We start from the raw sequence: 16,701 nt of genomic DNA, 5'->3' as shown, positions 1-16,701 counted from the left end.
CACCCTTACCAGCTGTGATCGGGCCCACTGTGATCGGGGACAGACCATCATGAGCACCACGCCAGAGACCGGACTTCCGCTGCGGCTCCCGCTCGCCCGGGCCGGGGTGGACCGGGCCGCCGAGCACCGGCTGGACGAGCCGTGGCTGGCCGCCGCCTGGAGCCACCCCAGCACCAAGGTGCTGCCGATCTCCGGCGGCGAGGCCTTCGTGGTGGACACCGCGACCGGCACCGAGCTGGTGCTGCTGCCCTCCTTCGAGGCGCCGACCGAGGGCGACCGGTACTTCCTCGGCACCGACGAGGACGGCGTGTCGTACTTCGCGCTGGCCGGCGAGACGCTGCCGGGCCGGCTGGACGGCGACGCCCGGCCGGCCGGGCTGCGCGAGGTCGGTGGCACCCTCTCGGACCGGGACGCCGGGTTGCTGGTGCACGCGGTCGCGCTGGAGCACTGGCACCGGCTGCACAGCTTCTGCTCGCGCTGCGGCCACCCGACCGAGAAGGCCGGTGCCGGGCACCTGCGGCGCTGCACCTCCTGCGCCGCCGAGCACTACCCGCGGACCGACCCGGCGGTGATCATGGTGATCACGGACGAGGAGGACCGCTGCCTGCTGGGCCGGCAGGCGATCTGGCCGGAGGGCCGCTGGTCCACCCTGGCCGGCTTCGTTGAGCCGGGCGAGTCGATCGAGCAGGCGGTGGCCCGTGAGGTCCTCGAGGAGGCCGGGGTGCGGGTGGCCGAGGTCGGCTACGTGGCCAGCCAGCCGTGGCCGTTCCCGGCGAGCCTGATGCTGGGCTTCAGCGGGAAGGCGGCGCCGGGCGGTACCACGATCACCGTGGACGGCGAGGAGCTGGCCGAGGCGCGCTGGTTCTCCCGGGAGGACCTGCGGGCCGGGATGGAGTCGGGCGAGATCCTGCCGCCGTCCGGGATCTCGATCGCGCGGTACCTGGTCGAGCGCTGGTACGGCGAACCGCTGCCGTCGGCCGCGCGCTGGTAGCCGGATTATCGGGAGGGGCGTGCGGGAATTTCCGTGCGCCCCTCCCGGCTTTTGCCGGTCGTGAATGATCGGCCCGGTCCGGGGCCGGTCCCGTGTCCAGGAAGAATTCCGGCCAATCAGTGCCGCGTAGCCGCCCTGGTCAGGGCCGCCCGGCCGGGTGCGGGCCGGACCTCGACACGGGTGGTTGGAATGATTTCGGCGACGATTGATCGAGGGGTCGGTGCGGTCGCTCGCGCAATCCGCAATCCTGGCCAATATTGGCCCGTTCAGCTGAAAGGGCGGAACCCGAATCGCTACATTCCCCGTGTGACCATCTCCAGAGGAAGCGTTCCGTCCCCCAAGTACCAGCGACTGGCCGCCGATCTGCGCAGGCGGATCGCGGCCGGCGAGTGGCGCAGCGACGTTCCGCTGCCGGTGGAGTCCGAGCTGGAGCAGCAGTACGGCGTGGCCCGCAACACCGTCCGGCTGGCGGTGGACGTGCTGGTCAACGAGGGGCGCCTGGTCCGGCTGCAGGGCAAGGGCACCTATCTGAAGGAGCACCCGGTGCTCGACCACTGTGCCTTCGAACCGGTGCCGGGCGTTGGGCTGCTGCCGGCCCAGCGGAGCAGCCTGGCCGCGCCCAGTGAGGTCTACGCGGTCGAGGCGGACCGGGCCGGCCGGTCGCTCACGGTGGACTTCGAGATGCTGATCGTCCGGGCCCGGGTGGACGTCGCGCAGCGGCTCGGGCTGCGGCCGGGCGAGGCGGTGGTGGTCCGCCGCCAGCTGCGGCTGATGGACCGGGAGCCGTACTCGATCGAGGAGAGCCACTACCGGGCCGGGCTGGCGGCGGGAACCGCGTTGATGGAGCCCGATCCGGTGCCGGGCGGGGACGAGCAGGTGCTGGTCGAGCTGGGCCGGACCGAGATCGGCGCGGTGGACCAGCTGGTCTCCCGGATGCCCGGTCCGGAGGAGGCCCAGTGGTTCCAGGGCGGCCCCGGCGTGCCGCTGCTGGTGCAGACCCGGGTGACCTACGACGGCCGCGGCCCGGTCCGGGTGATCGAGACCCGTTACTCGGCCGACCGCTGCCGGCTGGTCTACGGCCTGGGCGAACTGACCGCCCGCTCCGGCCCCTGACCGGCCCCTGACCGGCCGGGGGCGCGCCGAGGCCCGGCCCCGGCGGGGGCCGGGCTCGCTGGGGCTCAGGCGACCAGGGCGGCCTGGACCTGGCGGAGGCTGGGGTTGGTCATCACGGTCCGGGCGCCGCCGGGGGCGGTCACCAGAACGGTGGGGACGGTCTGGTTGCCGTTGTTCACCGACTCGACGAAGGTCGCCGACTCCGGGTCGCTCTCGATGTTGATCTCGGTGTAGCCGATCCCCTCGCGGTCCAGCTGGCTCTTCAGTCGCTGGCAGTAGCCGCACCAGGTGGTGCTGTACATCGTGACGCTGCCGGTCATCGAACAATCTCCTTCGCGAGGGTGGGGGCGGCTGTCCTGCTGCACAACGCGGCGGGTGGCCGGGTGATTCCAGGGAGTCCCCGCAATCCTGCCAGGCCGATGGTCGTACCGGGCCTGTGGACAGTCGGCGACGGGCTCCGGTCCGGACCTGCCAGGATGTCGCGCACCCGGTCCCGGCGACCGGACCGGCCCGGGACCACCCGGCGGGCTGAGAGGATGGACCGCATGCAGGAAGAGCTCCAGACCGGCGACGCGTACGGTACCCAGCACCTCCCCGGCCTGTCCGGCGGCGGGCCGTCCGGTGGCTACGCCGGGTACGGCGGTCGGCCGGCCGACCCGGACGCGGTGCTGGCCGGCCTCGACCCGGAGCAGCGGGCGGTCGCCACCGCCCTGCACGGCCCGGTCTGCGTGCTGGCCGGCGCCGGCACCGGCAAGACCCGGGCGATCACCCACCGGATCGCCTACGGGGTGCGCAGCGGCGTCTTCCAGCCCCAGCAGGTGCTGGCCGTCACCTTCACCGCCCGGGCCGCCGGCGAGATGCGGGGCCGGCTGCGCCAGCTCGGCGCGGACGGCGTGCAGGCCCGGACCTTCCACGCCGCCGCGCTGCGCCAGCTCCAGTACTTCTGGCCGCGCGCGGTCGGCGGCGAGGTGCCGCGGCTGCTGGAGCGCAAGGTCCAGCTGGTCGCCGAGGCCGCCGGGCGGACCGGCCTGCGCGTGCAGCGCACCGAGCTGCGCGACCTCACCAGCGAGATCGAGTGGGCCAAGGTCACCCAGATCGTGCCGGACGACTACCCGGTCGCGGTGGTCAAGGCCGGCCGCGACGCCCCCCGGGACCCGGCCGAGATCGCCCGGGTCTACGCCACCTACGAGCAGACCAAGCGCGACCGCAACGTCATCGACTTCGAGGACGTGCTGCTGCTCACCGCGGCGATCCTGGAGGACCGCCCGGAGATTGCCGAGCGGGTGCGCGCCCAGTACCGCCACTTCACGGTGGACGAGTACCAGGACGTCTCCCCGCTCCAGCAGCGGCTGCTGGACCAGTGGACGGGTCTGGGCAGCGGCTCCGGTGGGGCGGGCAGCCTCTGCGTGGTCGGCGACGCCAGCCAGACCATCTACTCCTTCACCGGCGCCACCCCCGACCACCTGCTGAACTTCCGGACCCGGCACCCCGACGCCACGGTGGTCAAGCTGGTCCGCGACTACCGCTCCACCCCGCAGGTGGTCCGGCTGGCCAACGGGCTGCTCGCGCAGGCCCGCGGCGAGGCGGCCCGGCACCGGCTGGAGCTGGTCTCACAGCGCGATCCCGGCCCCGAGCCGCTCTACGTCGAGTACGCGGACGAGCCCGCCGAGGCCGAGGGCACCGCGCACCGGATCAAGGAGCTGCTCGCGCGGGGGCCCGAGAACGGCGGCTGTCGGGCCAGCGAGATCGCCGTGCTGTTCCGCACCAACGGCCAGTCCGAGGTCTACGAGCAGGCGCTGGCCGACCTCGGGCTGCCGTACCAGCTCAAGGGCGCCGAGCGGTTCTTCGAGCGGCCGGAGGTGCGCGAGGCCGGGCTGCTGCTGCGGGGCGCGGCCCGGGCCGGCAGCGACCCGCTGACCGCCGACGCGCCGGACCTGGCCGCCCAGGTCCGGGCGGTGCTGGCCACCCGCGGCTTCACCGCCACCCCGCCGGCCGGGTCCGGCGCGGTCCGGGAGCGCTGGGAGTCGCTGGCCGCGCTGGTCCGGTTGGCCGAGGAGTTCGAGACCGGGCGGCGTTCGGCGGGCGAGCCGGCCGACCTGGCCGCCTACGTCGCCGAGCTGGACGCCCGGGCCGCCGCCCAGCACGCGCCGGCGGTGGAGGGCGTCACGCTGGCCTCGCTGCACGCCGCCAAGGGCCTGGAGTGGGACGCCGTCTTCCTGGTGGGCCTGACCGAGGGCACCCTGCCGATCATCTACGCCAAGACCGACGAGCAGCTGGAGGAGGAGCGCCGGCTGCTCTACGTCGGGGTGACCCGGGCCCGGGTGCACCTCACGCTCTCCTGGGCGCCGGCCCGCTCCCCGGGCGGCCGGGCGAGCCGCAAGCCCTCCCGCTTCCTGGACGGCCTGCGGCCGGGCTCCGGTGCCCCCGGCGCCCGCTCCGGCGGCGCCGCCGCACGGGGGAGCGTGGAGGCCGGCGGGGAGCGTGCGGCGGGTCGTCGGGCGCGGGGCCCGGTCAAGTGCCGGGTCTGTGGGCGCACCCTGACCGAGGCGGTCGAGCGCAAGCTGCGCCGCTGTGAGGACTGCCCCTCCTCGATGGACGAGGGGCTGTTCGAGCGGTTGCGCGAGTGGCGGGCCCGGCAGGCGAAGAAGCAGGGTGCGCCGGCCTACGTGGTCTTCACCGACGCGACCCTGATGGCGATCGCCGAGGACGTCCCGGCCAGCACCGCCGAGCTGTCCCGGATCTCCGGGGTCGGCGCGCTCAAGCTGGACAAATACGGGTCCGCCGTGCTCTCGTTGTGCGCGGGGGAAGAACCGGAGGAGGACGACGACCAGGCCGCGGCCGTGGACGTCCTCCCGGGCGAGGCTCCCACGGACCGTTCGCCCCAGCCGGTGGACGGCCCGTCGGGCGATGCCCCGGGTGACTCTTCCGAGTACTCCTGAAACTCGCCGGAAAAATAGTTTGCGCGCCGTACGCGGTGCGCAATAGCCTGCCGGAGCGGTCAAGGGGACGCGACCGCGAGCCGATCAGGAGCACTCCTGACCTGGCTTTCTCCTGCGCAACAAAGCTCCATCGCAGCACCGTTCGACCGCAGGACTGCTTGACCGACCACATCCGAACACCGGAGCCCGGGGGACTGGGCACCGCGAGACGCCGAGAGGAGGCGATGACAGTGGAGACCACGAAGATGAACACCGACCTGACTGGCCAGACTGCCGTTGCCGCTTCCGTGCGTCTGCCGTTCGCGGGTGTCTCCGCGCTCGGCATGTCGTTCTCCGGTGTCCGCGGCGGTCTGGGCCTCGACGCCAGCGTTGTCTGCTTCCCCGGTGCCGTCGGCAGTGATGTCGCCACCGGTAGTGGCACGGGCACGGGTGTCGAGACCGGTCTGTCCCTCGGATGGGTCTCGGTCGACGTCGATTTCGCGCACGTGCTGCGTGCCGGTCGACCGACCAAGGCACCGAAGGCAGCGCGGATGGAGGCCGAACACGGCGCCTATCTGCAGGTCATCGGTGCCGGAGCCGAGAAGCAGGACGAGCAGCTGATCAAGCAGGCCAAGGCCGCCTTCATGGGCGCCGAGGCAATCCGGAACAGGGCCTTCCGCGGGCCTGAACCCTGGAGAGAGCGAACCTGAGGCACCCTCAGGTCGGCACCTTTCCAGGGCCGCGGAACCCGATACCGGGATCCGCGGCCCTTCTGTTTTGTCCGGTACGACAGACCACCAGGCCCCTCGGGGCCTCCGGTCCAGCCCACCAGTCGGCTGGACCGGAACCAGAACTCCAGACGAGGAAGACGCAACCAGTGTCCACGGTCACCACACCGCCCCTCCCGTCCGTACCGCCCACAACGCCGACCAAGGCAGCCCCCGCTCCGTTCCCCCCTCCTCCGGAAGGCTCTCTCATGCAGATCACCGCGCTCGACGACGCCGAGGCACTCGGCGCCACCATCCCCTGCCGTGCCTTCGACCCCGAGGTCTTCTTCGCCGAGACCCCGGCCGACGTCGAGTACGCGAAGTCCCTCTGCGGCACCTGCCCGGTGAAGGAGGCCTGCCTGGCCGGCGCCCTCGACCGCCGCGAGCCGTGGGGCGTCTGGGGCGGCGAGCTCTTCGTGCAGGGCGTCGTGGTGGCCCGGAAGCGGCCGCGGGGCCGTCCGCGCAAGACCGAGGTCGTGGCGTGATCCCCGCACTCCGAGCAGCTTCCGTCCCCCGGGAATGCCCCCCGGCGGACGACGCACTGCGCCACTCCGTCCGCATCGCCGTCGCCCGTGCCGATGCCGCACTCCAGTCCACCTACCCGACCAGTCGCGAGCAGGACCACCACCACATGGCCATCACCGCAGGGCACCGCGCCCGCACCGAGCAGACCTCCGAACTCTCCGCCCAGAACAGGACCCTCGAAATGCATCTCATGCAGGAATCCCTGGCCCGCGCCCATATGCAAGAACGCCTCCACGAGGCTGAGCACCAACGCCTGGTGCTCAGCGCGGTGCGGGTGGCCCGGCTGAGGCGGCGCGCCGAGCGCGTCTCGCTGCGGGCCCGCAAGGCGCTCGCCGCCGCGGTGCTGTGAGCCGCGGGCGGCGGGGAGCCGCCGCCCGCAGGCCCGTTGACGCAGCGCCGTCCGCCTCCCCGGTGGCGCGTCACCGCCCGGTCCCCGTCCGGGTGGTGACGCGCCACCGGCTCCACCGAGGAACGATCAGCCCGGCCGGCGGGCTGTCCGGTGTCCTCCCGCTCGCGTCCGGCGCTACTCCGCCGTCGCCTGCTCCGGCGCGGCGAAGCCCGGCAGCCAGTCGAGCATCTCGGCCCGGAACGGGGCCTGCGCGCCGAGCTGGCAGAGCACCCCGATGGTGCTCAGGGTGACCCGGTGGATCAGCAGGTAGTCCGGCGGCAGGTTGAGCTGCTTGCCCAGGTTGTGGGCGGGGGAGCGCGGATCGGCGATCCGGGCCGCCTGGGCCCGCATCCAGGGGCGGGTGAAGTGGAAGCGCTCCACCGCGGCCGGTTCGATGATCGGCAGCAGGTAGTCCAGCACCGCGTCCGGGTCCAGCTCGATGGAGGGCTTCACGAAGCCCTCCTCGCGCAGCATCTCCAGCACGCCCACCGCGTCGCCGGCCAGCGCCATCCGCAGCGAGTCACCGATCGGGGTGGGCAGGCCGCCGGGCAGCCGGTCGACCGTGCCGAAGTCCAGGACCCCGAGCCGCCAGCCGTCCGCCGGACCGTCGTCCTTCAACAGCCGGAAGTTGCCCGGGTGCGGGTCGGCGTGCAGCAGGCCGGTCCGGGCCGGCCCGGCGAACAGGAACCGGGCCAACAGGTGGCCCGCGCGGTCGCGTTCGGCCTGGCTGCCGCCGGCGATCACCTCGGCCAGCGGGGTCCCGCCGAGCCACTCGGTGACCAGCACCTGGTCGGCCTGCGCCACCACCCGCGGCACCACGATGTCCGGGTCGTCGGCGAACTCGTCGGCGTGCAACTGCTGGGCCTCCGCCTCCAGGACGTAGTCCAGCTCCTCGGAGACCCGATCACGCAGCTCGGTGATCAGCGGCTTGATGTCCAGCCCCGGGATCAGCGGACCCAACAGCCAGGCCACCCGGCCGAGTTGACCGAGGTCGGCGAGCAACGCCTCGCCCGCGCCCGGGTACTGGACCTTGACCGCGACCTCGCGCCCGTCCTGCCAGACCGCGCGGTGCACCTGGCCGATGGAGGCCGCGGCGGCCGGCCGGTCGTCGAAGACGCGGAAGTGGGCCCGCCAGTCCTCGCCGAGCCGCTCGGCGAGCGCGGCGTGCACGCTGGCGGCCGGCATCGGCGGCGCGGCGTCCTGAAGTTTCGTCAGGGCGGCCCGGTAGGGACCGGCGACCTCCTCCGGCAGCGCGGCCTCGAAGACCGAGAGCACCTGCCCGAACTTCATCGCGCCGCCCTTGAGTTCACCGAGGACCTTGAACAGTTGGTCCGCGGTGGCCTGCTGGAGTTCGGCGGAGACGGCCTCGGCCGAGCGCCCGCCGATCCGCTTGCCGAGCCCGAGCGTGGCACGCCCCGCGATCCCGAGGGGCAGGGCGGCGAGTCTTGCGGTACGGGTCACAGCCTTGCGCGGAAGATCGCTCACCCGGGCCTCCCAATCGAACGTGTGCCGGCAGCCGCCGCGGCTGCGGCGCTGGAGGACGGCGGTCACTAGGCCATTGTGCCCGCTCACTCCCAAGGCCCGGCCGTGGCCCGGGGGCTGGCGGACCCGGCCGGTGCGGAGCGGCTCCTGGCAGCTCCGGGCAGCCCCCCGAGCGGCTACCAGCGGCCCTCGCGCCAGAAGCAGCCGCAGTCGGTGTGCGGTGGCAGCCGCAGCCGGCGGACCATCCCGTCGGCCGCGGAGATCTCGCACCAACCGTCCACACTCGGCGGCCGCTCGCCGTCCAGGTGCAGCAGCAGGTGCAGCGAGGCGAGGCCGGCCACGCTCGCCGCGACCGCGCCGTCACAGGCCGGCGCCCGGGGACGGCCGGGCCCCTCGGCCGCCAGCTGGGCGAGCAGCCGGGGCCAGGCGGAGTCCCGGTCGGTCCGGGCCAACGCCACGCAGCCGCCGCAGGCCGAGGCGCCGGGCAGCACCAGCGGACCGACCACGCCCAGGTGCTCGACCACGCCGACGTACAGGTGTGGGACGCCGGCCCGGATCAACTCGCGGGCCTGCGGGGCGTCCCCCGCGAAGGCGCCGCTGCCGTCCCGCGGGGCCAGCACCACCAGATCGGGCGGCCCGGCCCGGACCGCCTCCCGGGCGGGTGCCGCCACTCCGGCGGCCCGCCCGACCGCCTCCCGGGCCGCCGTACCGCGCAGCCGCCCGATGTCCTGGAACGGGATCCCGCCCGGCGCGCAGTCCCCGGCCTCGACCCGGCCCCGGTCGACCACCACGACCGCGCCCACCCCGGCGGCCGCCAGCAGGCCGGCCAGCGCCGCCCCGACCCGGCCGGCGCCGCGCACCTCGACCTGGACCGCGCTCCGCCGGCGCAGCACCCTGGCCCCCTCGCCGGGCGCCGGGTAGAGCAGCGAGAGCGAGGCCAGGTCGGGGCCGAGCAACTCCCGCCTGGTCCGGGTCAGCCCGGCCAACTCGGCCTCGGCGACCGCGGAGTCGTCCATCAGGCCGGCCTCGGTGAGCGAGCGCAGCGTCTGCTCGACGTACTCCGGGTCGAGGCCGAGCCCGGCGCCGGCGGCGACCACCGCGGCCGCGTCCCGCCGGCCGTCCAGCAGATCGAGGAAGGCACAGAACCGGGCGTCGGCCGGGCTGGCCAGCTGGGCCCGCTCGGGCGCGGTGCCGAACTGCAGGACCTCCGGATCCCGCCAGGCCCGGGACAGGGCAGTCTTGAGCATCGGGCGCATCTGAGCCCCCCTTGTTTCTCGCTACCCTGTGGCAGCGCGTGTGGACGGTGGGTGAGATCAGCATGCCCGAACTGCGGGAACCGGGGCCCTGGTTATCCACAGCCCTGGGAATAACATCCGACGATCGGCCGGATCAGTCGGTCACTTCGTGACCGATGTTGACAACAATTCGGCCAGGGCACCGGTGATCCGTCACAGCCAGCCGGTACCGTCGTGTGCCATGGCAGCCGAACGGGACTCCCAGCCCTCGGCGTCGCCTCGGCGGGCCCGCCCAGCGGCCGGGTCGGGAGTCGCGACGTCCGGCCAGGCGCGCGGCCAGGGCCACGGTCCGGTGGAGGTCCGGCGCAGCGCCCGCCGCAGCCGCACCGTCTCGGCCTACCGCGAGGGCGATCGGACCATCGTGCTGATCCCGGCCCGGATGTCGCCCTCCGAGGAGCAGCGCTGGGTCGCCCAGATGCTCGACCGACTGGCCGCCCAGGAGAGCCGCCGCAGCCTCGGCGACGACGACCTCGCGCAGCGCGCGCAGCGCCTCTCCGCCGCCTACCTGGCCGGCCGGGCCCGTCCGGAGCAGGTCCGCTGGGTCACCAACCAGAACTCCCGCTGGGGCTCCTGCACTCCGAGCGAGCGCACCATCCGGCTCTCGCACCGGCTGCAGGGCATGCCGGAGTACGTGCTGGACTACGTGCTGCTGCACGAGCTGGCCCACCTGCTGGTACCCGACCACGGCCCACGGTTCTGGGAGCTGCTGGAGGCCTACCCGCGCACCGAGCGGGCCCGCGGCTACCTGGAGGGCGTGGCGGCGGCCGCCCGGCTGCCGCACATCCCGGGGGCCCGGGCCGCGGGAGGGGCCGAGGAGCCCACCGGCTGCGAGTGACGCGCCGGCCGCCCGACGTTCGGACGGCCGGCGGTCGGCCGGCCCGGCGGTCGGACGGTCAGGCGGTCAGCTCCCGGGCCCGGGCGACCAGCGCCCGCACCGAGTCGTCGGTGAGCTCCGGCAGGGCGTCGTAGTCGAACCAGCGCAGCTCCAGCGACTCCTCGCTGATCACCTCGCGGGCGCCGGGCGCAGCCAGCACGACGTACTGCACGTCGAGGTGGGTGTTGGCCGGGCGGTCCTTGCCGGCGCAGTGCACCTCGTGCCGGTCGAGCTTGACCGGCAGCGGGCCGTTCGGCCCGGCGAGCAGCGTCAGGCCGGCGATCCCGGACTCCTCGGTCGCCTCGCGCAGCGCGCCGCCGGCCAGCGTGCCGTCGCCCGGCTCGCAGTGGCCGCCGGTCTGCAGCCAGAGCCCGACCTTGGGGTGCAGGGTGAGCAGCACCCGCCCGGCCGCCGGGTCGACGACCAGCGCGGACGCGGTGACGTGTGCGGGCAGGCAGCCGCGCCAGAGGCCGTCCGGACGCTCCGCGAGGTGTGCCAGGTAGGCCAGCCGCAGCTCGTCCTGCGCCGGGTCGCCGGGTGCCCAGGCGCTCAGCGCCCGCACCGCGTCGGCGTGCATCGGATCGGTGACGGTGGTGGTCTCCCGGCTCATGCGGCCGGGCCGCCGTCCTTGCCCTCGTCGTCCGAGCCGGCTGAGCCGTCCGAGTCGCCGGAGCCGTGCGAGTCGCCGGAGCCCGCCGAGTCCTCCGGGCGGCCCGCGGCGGCCTCGCCCAGCAGCTTGTCGAAGGCGCCGAAGTCGATCGCGCCCTCGGCCGGCTCCTCGCCCGCCGGGTGCACGAAGCCGTCCGGGTCGTCCAGGTCGGTGGCGGTGGGCAGCATGTCGGGGTGCTCCCAGAGCGCGTCCCGGCCCTCCAGCCCGCGCGCGTCGGCCAGCGAGGCCCACAGCCGCGAGGCGTCCCGCAGCCGGCGCGGTCGCAGCTCCAGGCCGACCAGGGTGGCGAAGGTCTGCTCGGCCGGTCCGCCGGAGGCCCGGCGGCGGCGCAGCGTCTCGCGCAGGGCACCGGCCTGCGGCAGGTGGGGCTCGGCGGCGGCGTGCACCACCGCGTCCACCCAGCCCTCGACCAGCGCGAGCGCCGTCTCCAGTCGGGCCAGCGCGGCCTTCTGCGCGGGGGTGTCCTCGGGCTGCAGCAGCCCGTTCGACAGCGCCTCCTGGAGCGCCTCGGGGTTCTCCGGGTCGAGCCGGCCCATCAACTCCTCCATCCGGGAGGTGTCGACCTTGATGCCCCGGGCGTACGCCTCGACCGCGCCGAACAGGTGCGCCCGCAGCCACGGCACGTGGGCGAAGAGCCGCTGGTGGGCGGCCTCGCGCAGGGCGAGGTAGAGCCGCACCTCGTCGGCCGGCACGCTCAGGCCCTCGCCGAACTCGGCGATGTTCTGCGGCAGCAGCGCGGCCTTGCCGGCCGGCGCGAGCGGCAGGCCGACGTCGGTCGAGCCGAGCACCTCGGCCGCCAGCGCGCCCAGCGCCTGGCCGATCTGGGTGCCGAACATGGCGCCGCCCATCGAGCGCATCACGCCCATCAGCGGGCCGGCCATGGCCTGCATCTCCTCGGGCAGCACGCCGCCCATGGCGTTGCCGACCCGCTCGGCGACCGGGTCCACCAGCTCCTGCCAGACCGGCAGGGTGGCCTCGATCCACTCGGCGCGGCTCCACGCCACCGCCGTGCCACCACCGGACGGGAACTCGGTGGCCGAGTCGAGCCAGAGGTCGGCCAGCCGGACCGCCTCGGCGACCGCGGAGCGCTCGGCGGCGCCCACCGAGCGGTCCTTCGCCTTGCCCTCGGCCGGCTCGGCCACCACGGTCTGCCGGGCGATGTCCTTGGCCAGCTGCCAGTTCACCGGGCCGCCCTCGAACGAGAGCATCTGGCCGAGCTGCTGGAACGCGGCGCCCAGGTCGTTGGGGTTGAAGCCGCCCATCATCGCGGCGAAGGGGTTGTCGCCGCCCGGGCCACCGGCGCCGCCCATGCCGAAGAGCGCGCCGAGCGGGTTGCCGCCGAAGCCGAAGGGCTGCGGCTGCGAGGGCCCGCTGTCGGACTTGCCCTGGTCGTCCTTCTTGCCGTCCTTGCCGTCCTCGGGCTCCTCGGGCGGGACACCGAATCCGAAGGGGAGGTCGCTCACGGGGGTCCTCGATCTGGTCGGCCGTCACGCGGTTGGAGTGGCGGGAAAAGCAGTGGGGGAACGGCCTCGGCGACGGCTCGGGGCGGGCTCACCCGCGCCGGGTGCACCGCCGAGCCCTCTCCTCGGGCAGGATGGACGGTACGTGACACTCGTACGTACGCACATAAGCTAACCGTGGAGGATGGCCGGTGAGTTCCCCGCCCTCGGACGTTCGCTCTGGGCTGACCGGAGGCGAGGAGGACCAGGCCACCCCGGGTTCACCGTCCCCAGCCTACGGCGGTCCGCCGCTCACCGTCGCCGTCACCGGCGCCGCCGGGGTGCTCGGCGAGCGCCTGGCCGCGCGCCTGGTCGACTCGCCCGGGGTCCGCCGGGTGCTGGCGATCGACGACCGCCGCGGTGAGGCGGCCGGAGTGCAGTGGCGGGTGCTGGACGTCCGCGACCCGGTGGTGGCCGAGCGGCTGCGCGGGGTCGACGTGGTGGTGCACCTGGCGATGGACCTCGGCATGGCGTCCGATCCGCGGGCCCGCAGCGCCTACAACGTGCGTGGCGCGCAGACCGTGCTGACCGCGGCCGCCGCGGCCGGGGTGCACCGGGTGGTGCTCTGCACCTCGGCGATGGTCTACGGCGCGCTGGCGGACAACGAGGTGCCGCTCGCCGAGGACTCCGAGCTGCGGGCCACCGAGGAGGCCAGCCTGGTCGGCGACCTGCTGGAGATCGAGCGGCTGGCCCACCGGGCGCCGCGCGCGCACCCGGGGCTGCAGGTCACCGTGCTGCGGCCGGCCGTGGTGGTCGGGCCGGGCGTGGACACCGTGCTGACCCGGCACTTCGAGGCGCCCCGGCTGCTGGTGGTGGCCGGCTCCCGGCCGTGCTGGCAGTTCTGCCACCTGGACGACCTGGCCTCGGCGCTGGAGTACGCCGCGCTCGGCCTGGTCGAGGGCGAGGTGACGGTCGGCTGCGACGGCTGGCTGGAGCAGGAGGACGTCGAGGAGCTCTCCGGGATCCGGCGGATGGAGCTGCCGGCCTCGCTGGCCCTGGGCACCGCGGCCCGGCTGCACCGGCTGGGCCTGACCCCGGCGCCCGCGGGGGACCTGGCGTACACCATGTACCCCTGGGTGGTCTCCGGCAGCCGGCTGCACGAGGCGGGCTGGCGGCCGCGGTACACCAACGAGGAGGTGCTGGCCGAGCTGCTGGAGCAGGTCTCGGGCAAGCACGCGGTGGCCGGTCGGCGGCTCGGCGGCAAGGAGGCCGCGACCAGCCTGGGCGCGGCGGGGGCGACGGTGGCCCTGGTGGGCACGGCGGCGCTGGTCCGCCGGGCCCGCAAGCGCCGCCGGATCTAGCGTCCGGATTCCACCGGGGGCCCGGACTTGGACAACCCGCCAAGTCCGGGCCGTCGTGGGCCGGGAATCGTGGGACGAGCGGGCTCTTGCCGGGCCCCGGCCGGCATCGGCAATCATGGGGGCATGTCCGAGAACCACGACGATCCCATCCGGCTGCTCGCGATCCGGGAGGCCCCGCTCTCCCTCGACGAGGTCCACGCCGCGGTCGGCGACGACGCCGCCGGTGGCACCACCGTCTTCGTCGGCACGGTCCGTGACCACGACGGCGGGAAGTCGGTGGCCGCCCTGGAGTACAGCTGCCACCCGAGCGCCGGGGCCGAGATGCGCCGGATCGCGGAGAAGGTGGTGGCCGACTTCCCGGTCCGGGCGCTGGCCGCGGTGCACCGGGTCGGCCGGCTGGAGATCGGCGACGCGGCGGTGATCGTCGCGGTCTCCTGCCCGCACCGGGGCGAGGCCTTCGCCGCCGCCCGCAGGCTGATCGACGACATCAAGCACGAGGTGCCGATCTGGAAGCACCAGGTCTTCACCGACGGCGAGGAGGAGTGGGTCGGCGCCGGTTCCTGCTGAGCGCTCCCGCTGTCCCCCGGATGGCGGCCTTCCGGCCCGACGAATGCGCCCTTGGGGTGGTGACACGCGGGGCGTGGTAACCCGGTTGGCGCCGCGGCCGTTCTCCGTCCAGGCGGTTAATGTGCTGATAGGCACGATGAACTGGGAGATGGGACATGGCAGCGCTCGCCTGGTTGGGGATCCCCGTCGTCGCGGCGCTGCTGGCCGCTCTCTGGGCGGCCTGGGCCGCCCGCCCGCCGCGGGCCACCGGCGACGGCGCCTCGCTCGCCGAGCACCAGCGCTTCCTGGCCGCGATGGAGCGCAGTACCACCGTCGCCCGCCGGCCCGAGGACCCGGTCGAGTAGGGGAGCTCGCGGACCCGGGGGGCGCCGAGTGGCACTGGTCCCGTACTGTCGTGGCATGCCACGCCGCTCTGCGACGATGCTCGCCGCCACCCTGCTGCTCATAGCGCTGCTCTGCGCCTCCGTGCTGATGAAGGTGCCGTACACCGAGCTGAGCCCCGGGCCGACCTACAACACGCTCGGCGCGCAGGACAAGGCCGGCACCCCGGTGATCAGCATCAGCGGGCACCAGACCTATCCGGTCAGCGGGCACCTCAACATGACGACCGTCCAGGTCACCGGCGCGAACTACCAGCCGAGCCTGGTCTCGGTGGTGGTCGGCTGGCTGCGCAGCGACGTGCTGGTGGTGCCGCACAGCAGCATCTACCCGCCGAACCAGACCGAGCAGCAGGCCGAGCAGGAGAACGCCGAGGAGTTCGCCTCCTCCCAGGACAGCGCCAAGACCGCGGCGCTCACCGAACTCGGCTACCCGGTGGGCACCGAGCTGATCGTCTCCTCGGTGGTGGCCGGCAGCCCGTCCGAGGGCAAGCTGCACGCGGGCGACCAGATCGTCGCGGTGGACGGCACCCCGGTCACCGACCCGGCCAAGGTGGCGCCGCTGGTCACCAAGCACAAGCCGGGCGAGAACGTGGTCTTCACGGTCGTCCCGCACGACAAGGCCGGCGCCACCCCGAACCCGGCGGACGAGCAGCAGGTCACCATCACCACCACCAAGGCGCCGGACGACCCCAACCGGGCCATGGTCGGGATCGTCCCCGGCACCACGCACACGTACCCGTTCAACATCGACATCGGGCTGCAGGACGTCGGCGGCCCCAGCGCCGGGCTGATGTTCTCGCTCGGCGTGATCGACAAGCTGACCCCGACCGACCTGACCGGTGGCAGGTTCGTGGCCGGCACCGGGACGATCGACGACAACGGGAACGTCGGCGCGATCGGCGGGATCTCGATGAAGGAGATCGCCGCCCGGGACGCCGGTGCGCAGTACTTCTTCACCCCCGCCGACAACTGCGCCGAGGCGAGCAAGGACACCCCGAGCGGGCTGCGGCTGATCAAGGTGCAGACGCTGGACGGCGCGCTCAAGGCGCTGGCGCAGATCCGGGCCGGGCAGGACTCCGCGCTGCCGTCCTGCTCCGCCTCCTGACCCGCTCCGCCCCGCGACCCCGCTCCGCGTCCCGAGCCGCGCGGCTCCCTGACCCGCGCGGCTCCTCGACCGGGCGGGTCGGCGGGCGGAGCGTCCCGAGGTCCTAGGCGAAGGTCGCCAGCAGCGCCTTGGTCAGGCCGGGAACCAGGTCGGGACCGGTCAGCACCTCACGGGCGAGGTCCTTCTCGCGCAGTCGCAGCGCCGTCTCGCGCTTGCCGTCGCGCAGCACGGCCGCGGTGATCCGGACCTCCTGGCGGTTCGGGTGGTTGGCCACCCACTCGGCGATCTGCGCCTCGGAGGCGTTGGCCGGGCGGGTCTTCTCGGCGCCCGGTGGCAGCATCAGCCGCTCGACCACCAGGGCGCAGCCGGCCACCATGTCCGGCCAGGCGATGGTGCCGAGGAACTCGTCCAGCGCCATGCCGGCGGGCAGCTCGTCCTGCTCGACCGGGGTCAGCGAGCCGTCCTGCGCGGCGTCGAGCCCGAGCTGCTTGGCCAGGGCCGGGTCGGTCCGGCGCAGCTGGGCGCTGTCCACCAGGGCGAACAGCCGGGTGGGCAGGTCCCAGCCGAGCCCCGCGACGTACTCGTCGATCTCCAGGGCGGCGCGGGTCAGCGGGGTCGCGGCCGGCGGGAGGCCGGCGTCGGCGGGGGTGTTACGGGCATCGGACATGGCTCAATCCTCACACGCCCCGGGCCGCGCCGACGCCCGGTGGCCGGGGTGGCCGGCCGGGGAACGCACCGGGCGCCTGGGAACTCGGCCGACGGCCGATTAAGTTGCTCTGGGTGGGTCGCCCGGCAAACCCGGTGTCACCCACCCGGCTCCATCGTC

At 74.2% G+C, this 16,701-nt stretch carries 17 protein-coding genes; 11 read left to right on the top strand and 6 right to left on the bottom strand.

Translation table 11 applies throughout. The features are described 5' to 3' along the window. The first annotated feature begins 49 nt into the window (after window positions 1–49). Entirely contained in the window at window positions 50–991 is a 942-nt protein-coding gene (gene nudC, locus ACIGXM_RS07235) for an NAD(+) diphosphatase (protein ID WP_396557762.1), read from the top strand. A gap of 306 nt (window positions 992–1,297) precedes the next feature. Then, window positions 1,298–2,104 carry a GntR family transcriptional regulator gene (locus ACIGXM_RS07230; protein ID WP_396557760.1) on the top strand — a complete coding sequence of 269 codons (807 nt, stop codon included), beginning with the start codon at window positions 1,298–1,300 and terminating at the stop codon, window positions 2,102–2,104. A gap of 65 nt (window positions 2,105–2,169) precedes the next feature. On the opposite strand, the gene ACIGXM_RS07225 is transcribed toward ACIGXM_RS07230, so the two are convergent. Further along, window positions 2,170–2,424, bottom strand: coding sequence for a mycoredoxin (locus ACIGXM_RS07225; protein ID WP_396557758.1), 255 nt, complete (start codon window positions 2,422–2,424; stop codon window positions 2,170–2,172). A 345-nt stretch (window positions 2,425–2,769) separates the two neighbouring features. On the opposite strand from ACIGXM_RS07225, the gene ACIGXM_RS07220 reads away from it, so the two are divergent. From ACIGXM_RS07220 to ACIGXM_RS07205, 4 genes are all read left to right on the top strand, one after another. Further along, entirely contained in the window at window positions 2,770–5,043 is a 2,274-nt protein-coding gene (locus ACIGXM_RS07220) for an ATP-dependent DNA helicase UvrD2 (protein ID WP_396558353.1), read from the top strand. Window positions 5,044–5,273: 230 nt separating this feature from the next. Then, window positions 5,274–5,732: a hypothetical protein gene (locus tag ACIGXM_RS07215; RefSeq protein ID WP_396557756.1), complete on the top strand. Its 459-nt coding sequence runs from the start codon at window positions 5,274–5,276 to the stop codon at window positions 5,730–5,732. A 167-nt stretch (window positions 5,733–5,899) separates the two neighbouring features. After that, window positions 5,900–6,274: a WhiB family transcriptional regulator gene (locus ACIGXM_RS07210; protein WP_396557754.1), complete on the top strand. Its 375-nt coding sequence runs from the start codon at window positions 5,900–5,902 to the stop codon at window positions 6,272–6,274. Next, window positions 6,271–6,663, top strand: coding sequence for a hypothetical protein (locus ACIGXM_RS07205; RefSeq protein WP_396557750.1), 393 nt, complete (start codon window positions 6,271–6,273; stop codon window positions 6,661–6,663). Before ACIGXM_RS07210 ends, ACIGXM_RS07205 begins: the two co-directional genes overlap by 4 nt. Before the next feature lie 174 nt (window positions 6,664–6,837). Here ACIGXM_RS07205 and ACIGXM_RS07200 read toward each other — a convergent pair whose 3' ends face one another. Both ACIGXM_RS07200 and ACIGXM_RS07195 read right to left on the bottom strand, forming a co-directional pair. Further along, window positions 6,838–8,187, bottom strand: a complete 1,350-nt coding sequence (locus tag ACIGXM_RS07200; protein ID WP_396557748.1) for an ABC1 kinase family protein — start codon at window positions 8,185–8,187, stop codon at window positions 6,838–6,840. Between the two features lie 173 nt (window positions 8,188–8,360). Beyond that, the gene (locus tag ACIGXM_RS07195; RefSeq protein WP_396557746.1) at window positions 8,361–9,431 is read right to left on the bottom strand and encodes a ThiF family adenylyltransferase; all 1,071 of its coding nucleotides are present in this window, start codon (window positions 9,429–9,431) and stop codon (window positions 8,361–8,363) included. Between the two features lie 229 nt (window positions 9,432–9,660). On the opposite strand from ACIGXM_RS07195, the gene ACIGXM_RS07190 reads away from it, so the two are divergent. After that, entirely contained in the window at window positions 9,661–10,314 is a 654-nt protein-coding gene (locus tag ACIGXM_RS07190) for a M48 family metallopeptidase (protein ID WP_396557744.1), read from the top strand. 58 nt (window positions 10,315–10,372) lie between these two features. On the opposite strand, the gene ACIGXM_RS07185 is transcribed toward ACIGXM_RS07190, so the two are convergent. Both ACIGXM_RS07185 and ACIGXM_RS07180 read right to left on the bottom strand, forming a co-directional pair. Next, a complete protein-coding gene (locus ACIGXM_RS07185; protein ID WP_396557742.1) occupies window positions 10,373–10,963 on the bottom strand; it encodes an NUDIX hydrolase in 591 nt (196 codons plus the stop codon). After that, window positions 10,960–12,486 carry a zinc-dependent metalloprotease gene (locus ACIGXM_RS07180; RefSeq protein WP_396557740.1) on the bottom strand — a complete coding sequence of 509 codons (1,527 nt, stop codon included), beginning with the start codon at window positions 12,484–12,486 and terminating at the stop codon, window positions 10,960–10,962. The genes ACIGXM_RS07185 and ACIGXM_RS07180 overlap by 4 nt, the downstream gene beginning before the upstream one ends. A gap of 188 nt (window positions 12,487–12,674) precedes the next feature. Between ACIGXM_RS07180 and ACIGXM_RS07175 the strand changes: the two genes are divergently transcribed. The 4 genes from ACIGXM_RS07175 to ACIGXM_RS07160 all read left to right on the top strand — a co-directional run bounded on the left by ACIGXM_RS07175 (window position 12,675) and on the right by ACIGXM_RS07160 (window position 15,875). After that, on the top strand, window positions 12,675–13,823 hold the full coding sequence (locus tag ACIGXM_RS07175) for an NAD-dependent epimerase/dehydratase family protein (RefSeq protein WP_396557738.1): 1,149 nt from the start codon (window positions 12,675–12,677) through the stop codon (window positions 13,821–13,823). A gap of 123 nt (window positions 13,824–13,946) precedes the next feature. Then, entirely contained in the window at window positions 13,947–14,390 is a 444-nt protein-coding gene (locus ACIGXM_RS07170; RefSeq protein ID WP_396557736.1) for a molybdenum cofactor biosynthesis protein MoaE, read from the top strand. Window positions 14,391–14,545: 155 nt separating this feature from the next. Further along, window positions 14,546–14,734 (top strand): hypothetical protein, encoded by a 189-nt coding sequence (locus ACIGXM_RS07165; protein ID WP_396557735.1) that lies wholly within the window; start codon window positions 14,546–14,548, stop codon window positions 14,732–14,734. 55 nt (window positions 14,735–14,789) lie between these two features. Continuing rightward, window positions 14,790–15,875 (top strand): PDZ domain-containing protein, encoded by a 1,086-nt coding sequence (locus ACIGXM_RS07160; RefSeq protein ID WP_396557733.1) that lies wholly within the window; start codon window positions 14,790–14,792, stop codon window positions 15,873–15,875. A gap of 103 nt (window positions 15,876–15,978) precedes the next feature. Here the strand turns inward: ACIGXM_RS07160 and ACIGXM_RS07155 are convergent, their stop codons facing one another. Continuing rightward, on the bottom strand, window positions 15,979–16,542 hold the full coding sequence (locus ACIGXM_RS07155) for a PPA1309 family protein (RefSeq protein WP_396557731.1): 564 nt from the start codon (window positions 16,540–16,542) through the stop codon (window positions 15,979–15,981). Window positions 16,543–16,701 lie beyond the last annotated feature (159 nt).

Origin of the sequence: Kitasatospora sp. NPDC052896 (assembly GCF_044547075.1) — a bacterium.
In the GTDB taxonomy this organism is placed as follows: Bacteria; Actinomycetota; Actinomycetes; order Streptomycetales; family Streptomycetaceae; genus Kitasatospora.
Note: the sequence above shows the minus strand (reverse complement) of the source record. Positions and strands in the feature narration are given on the sequence as shown.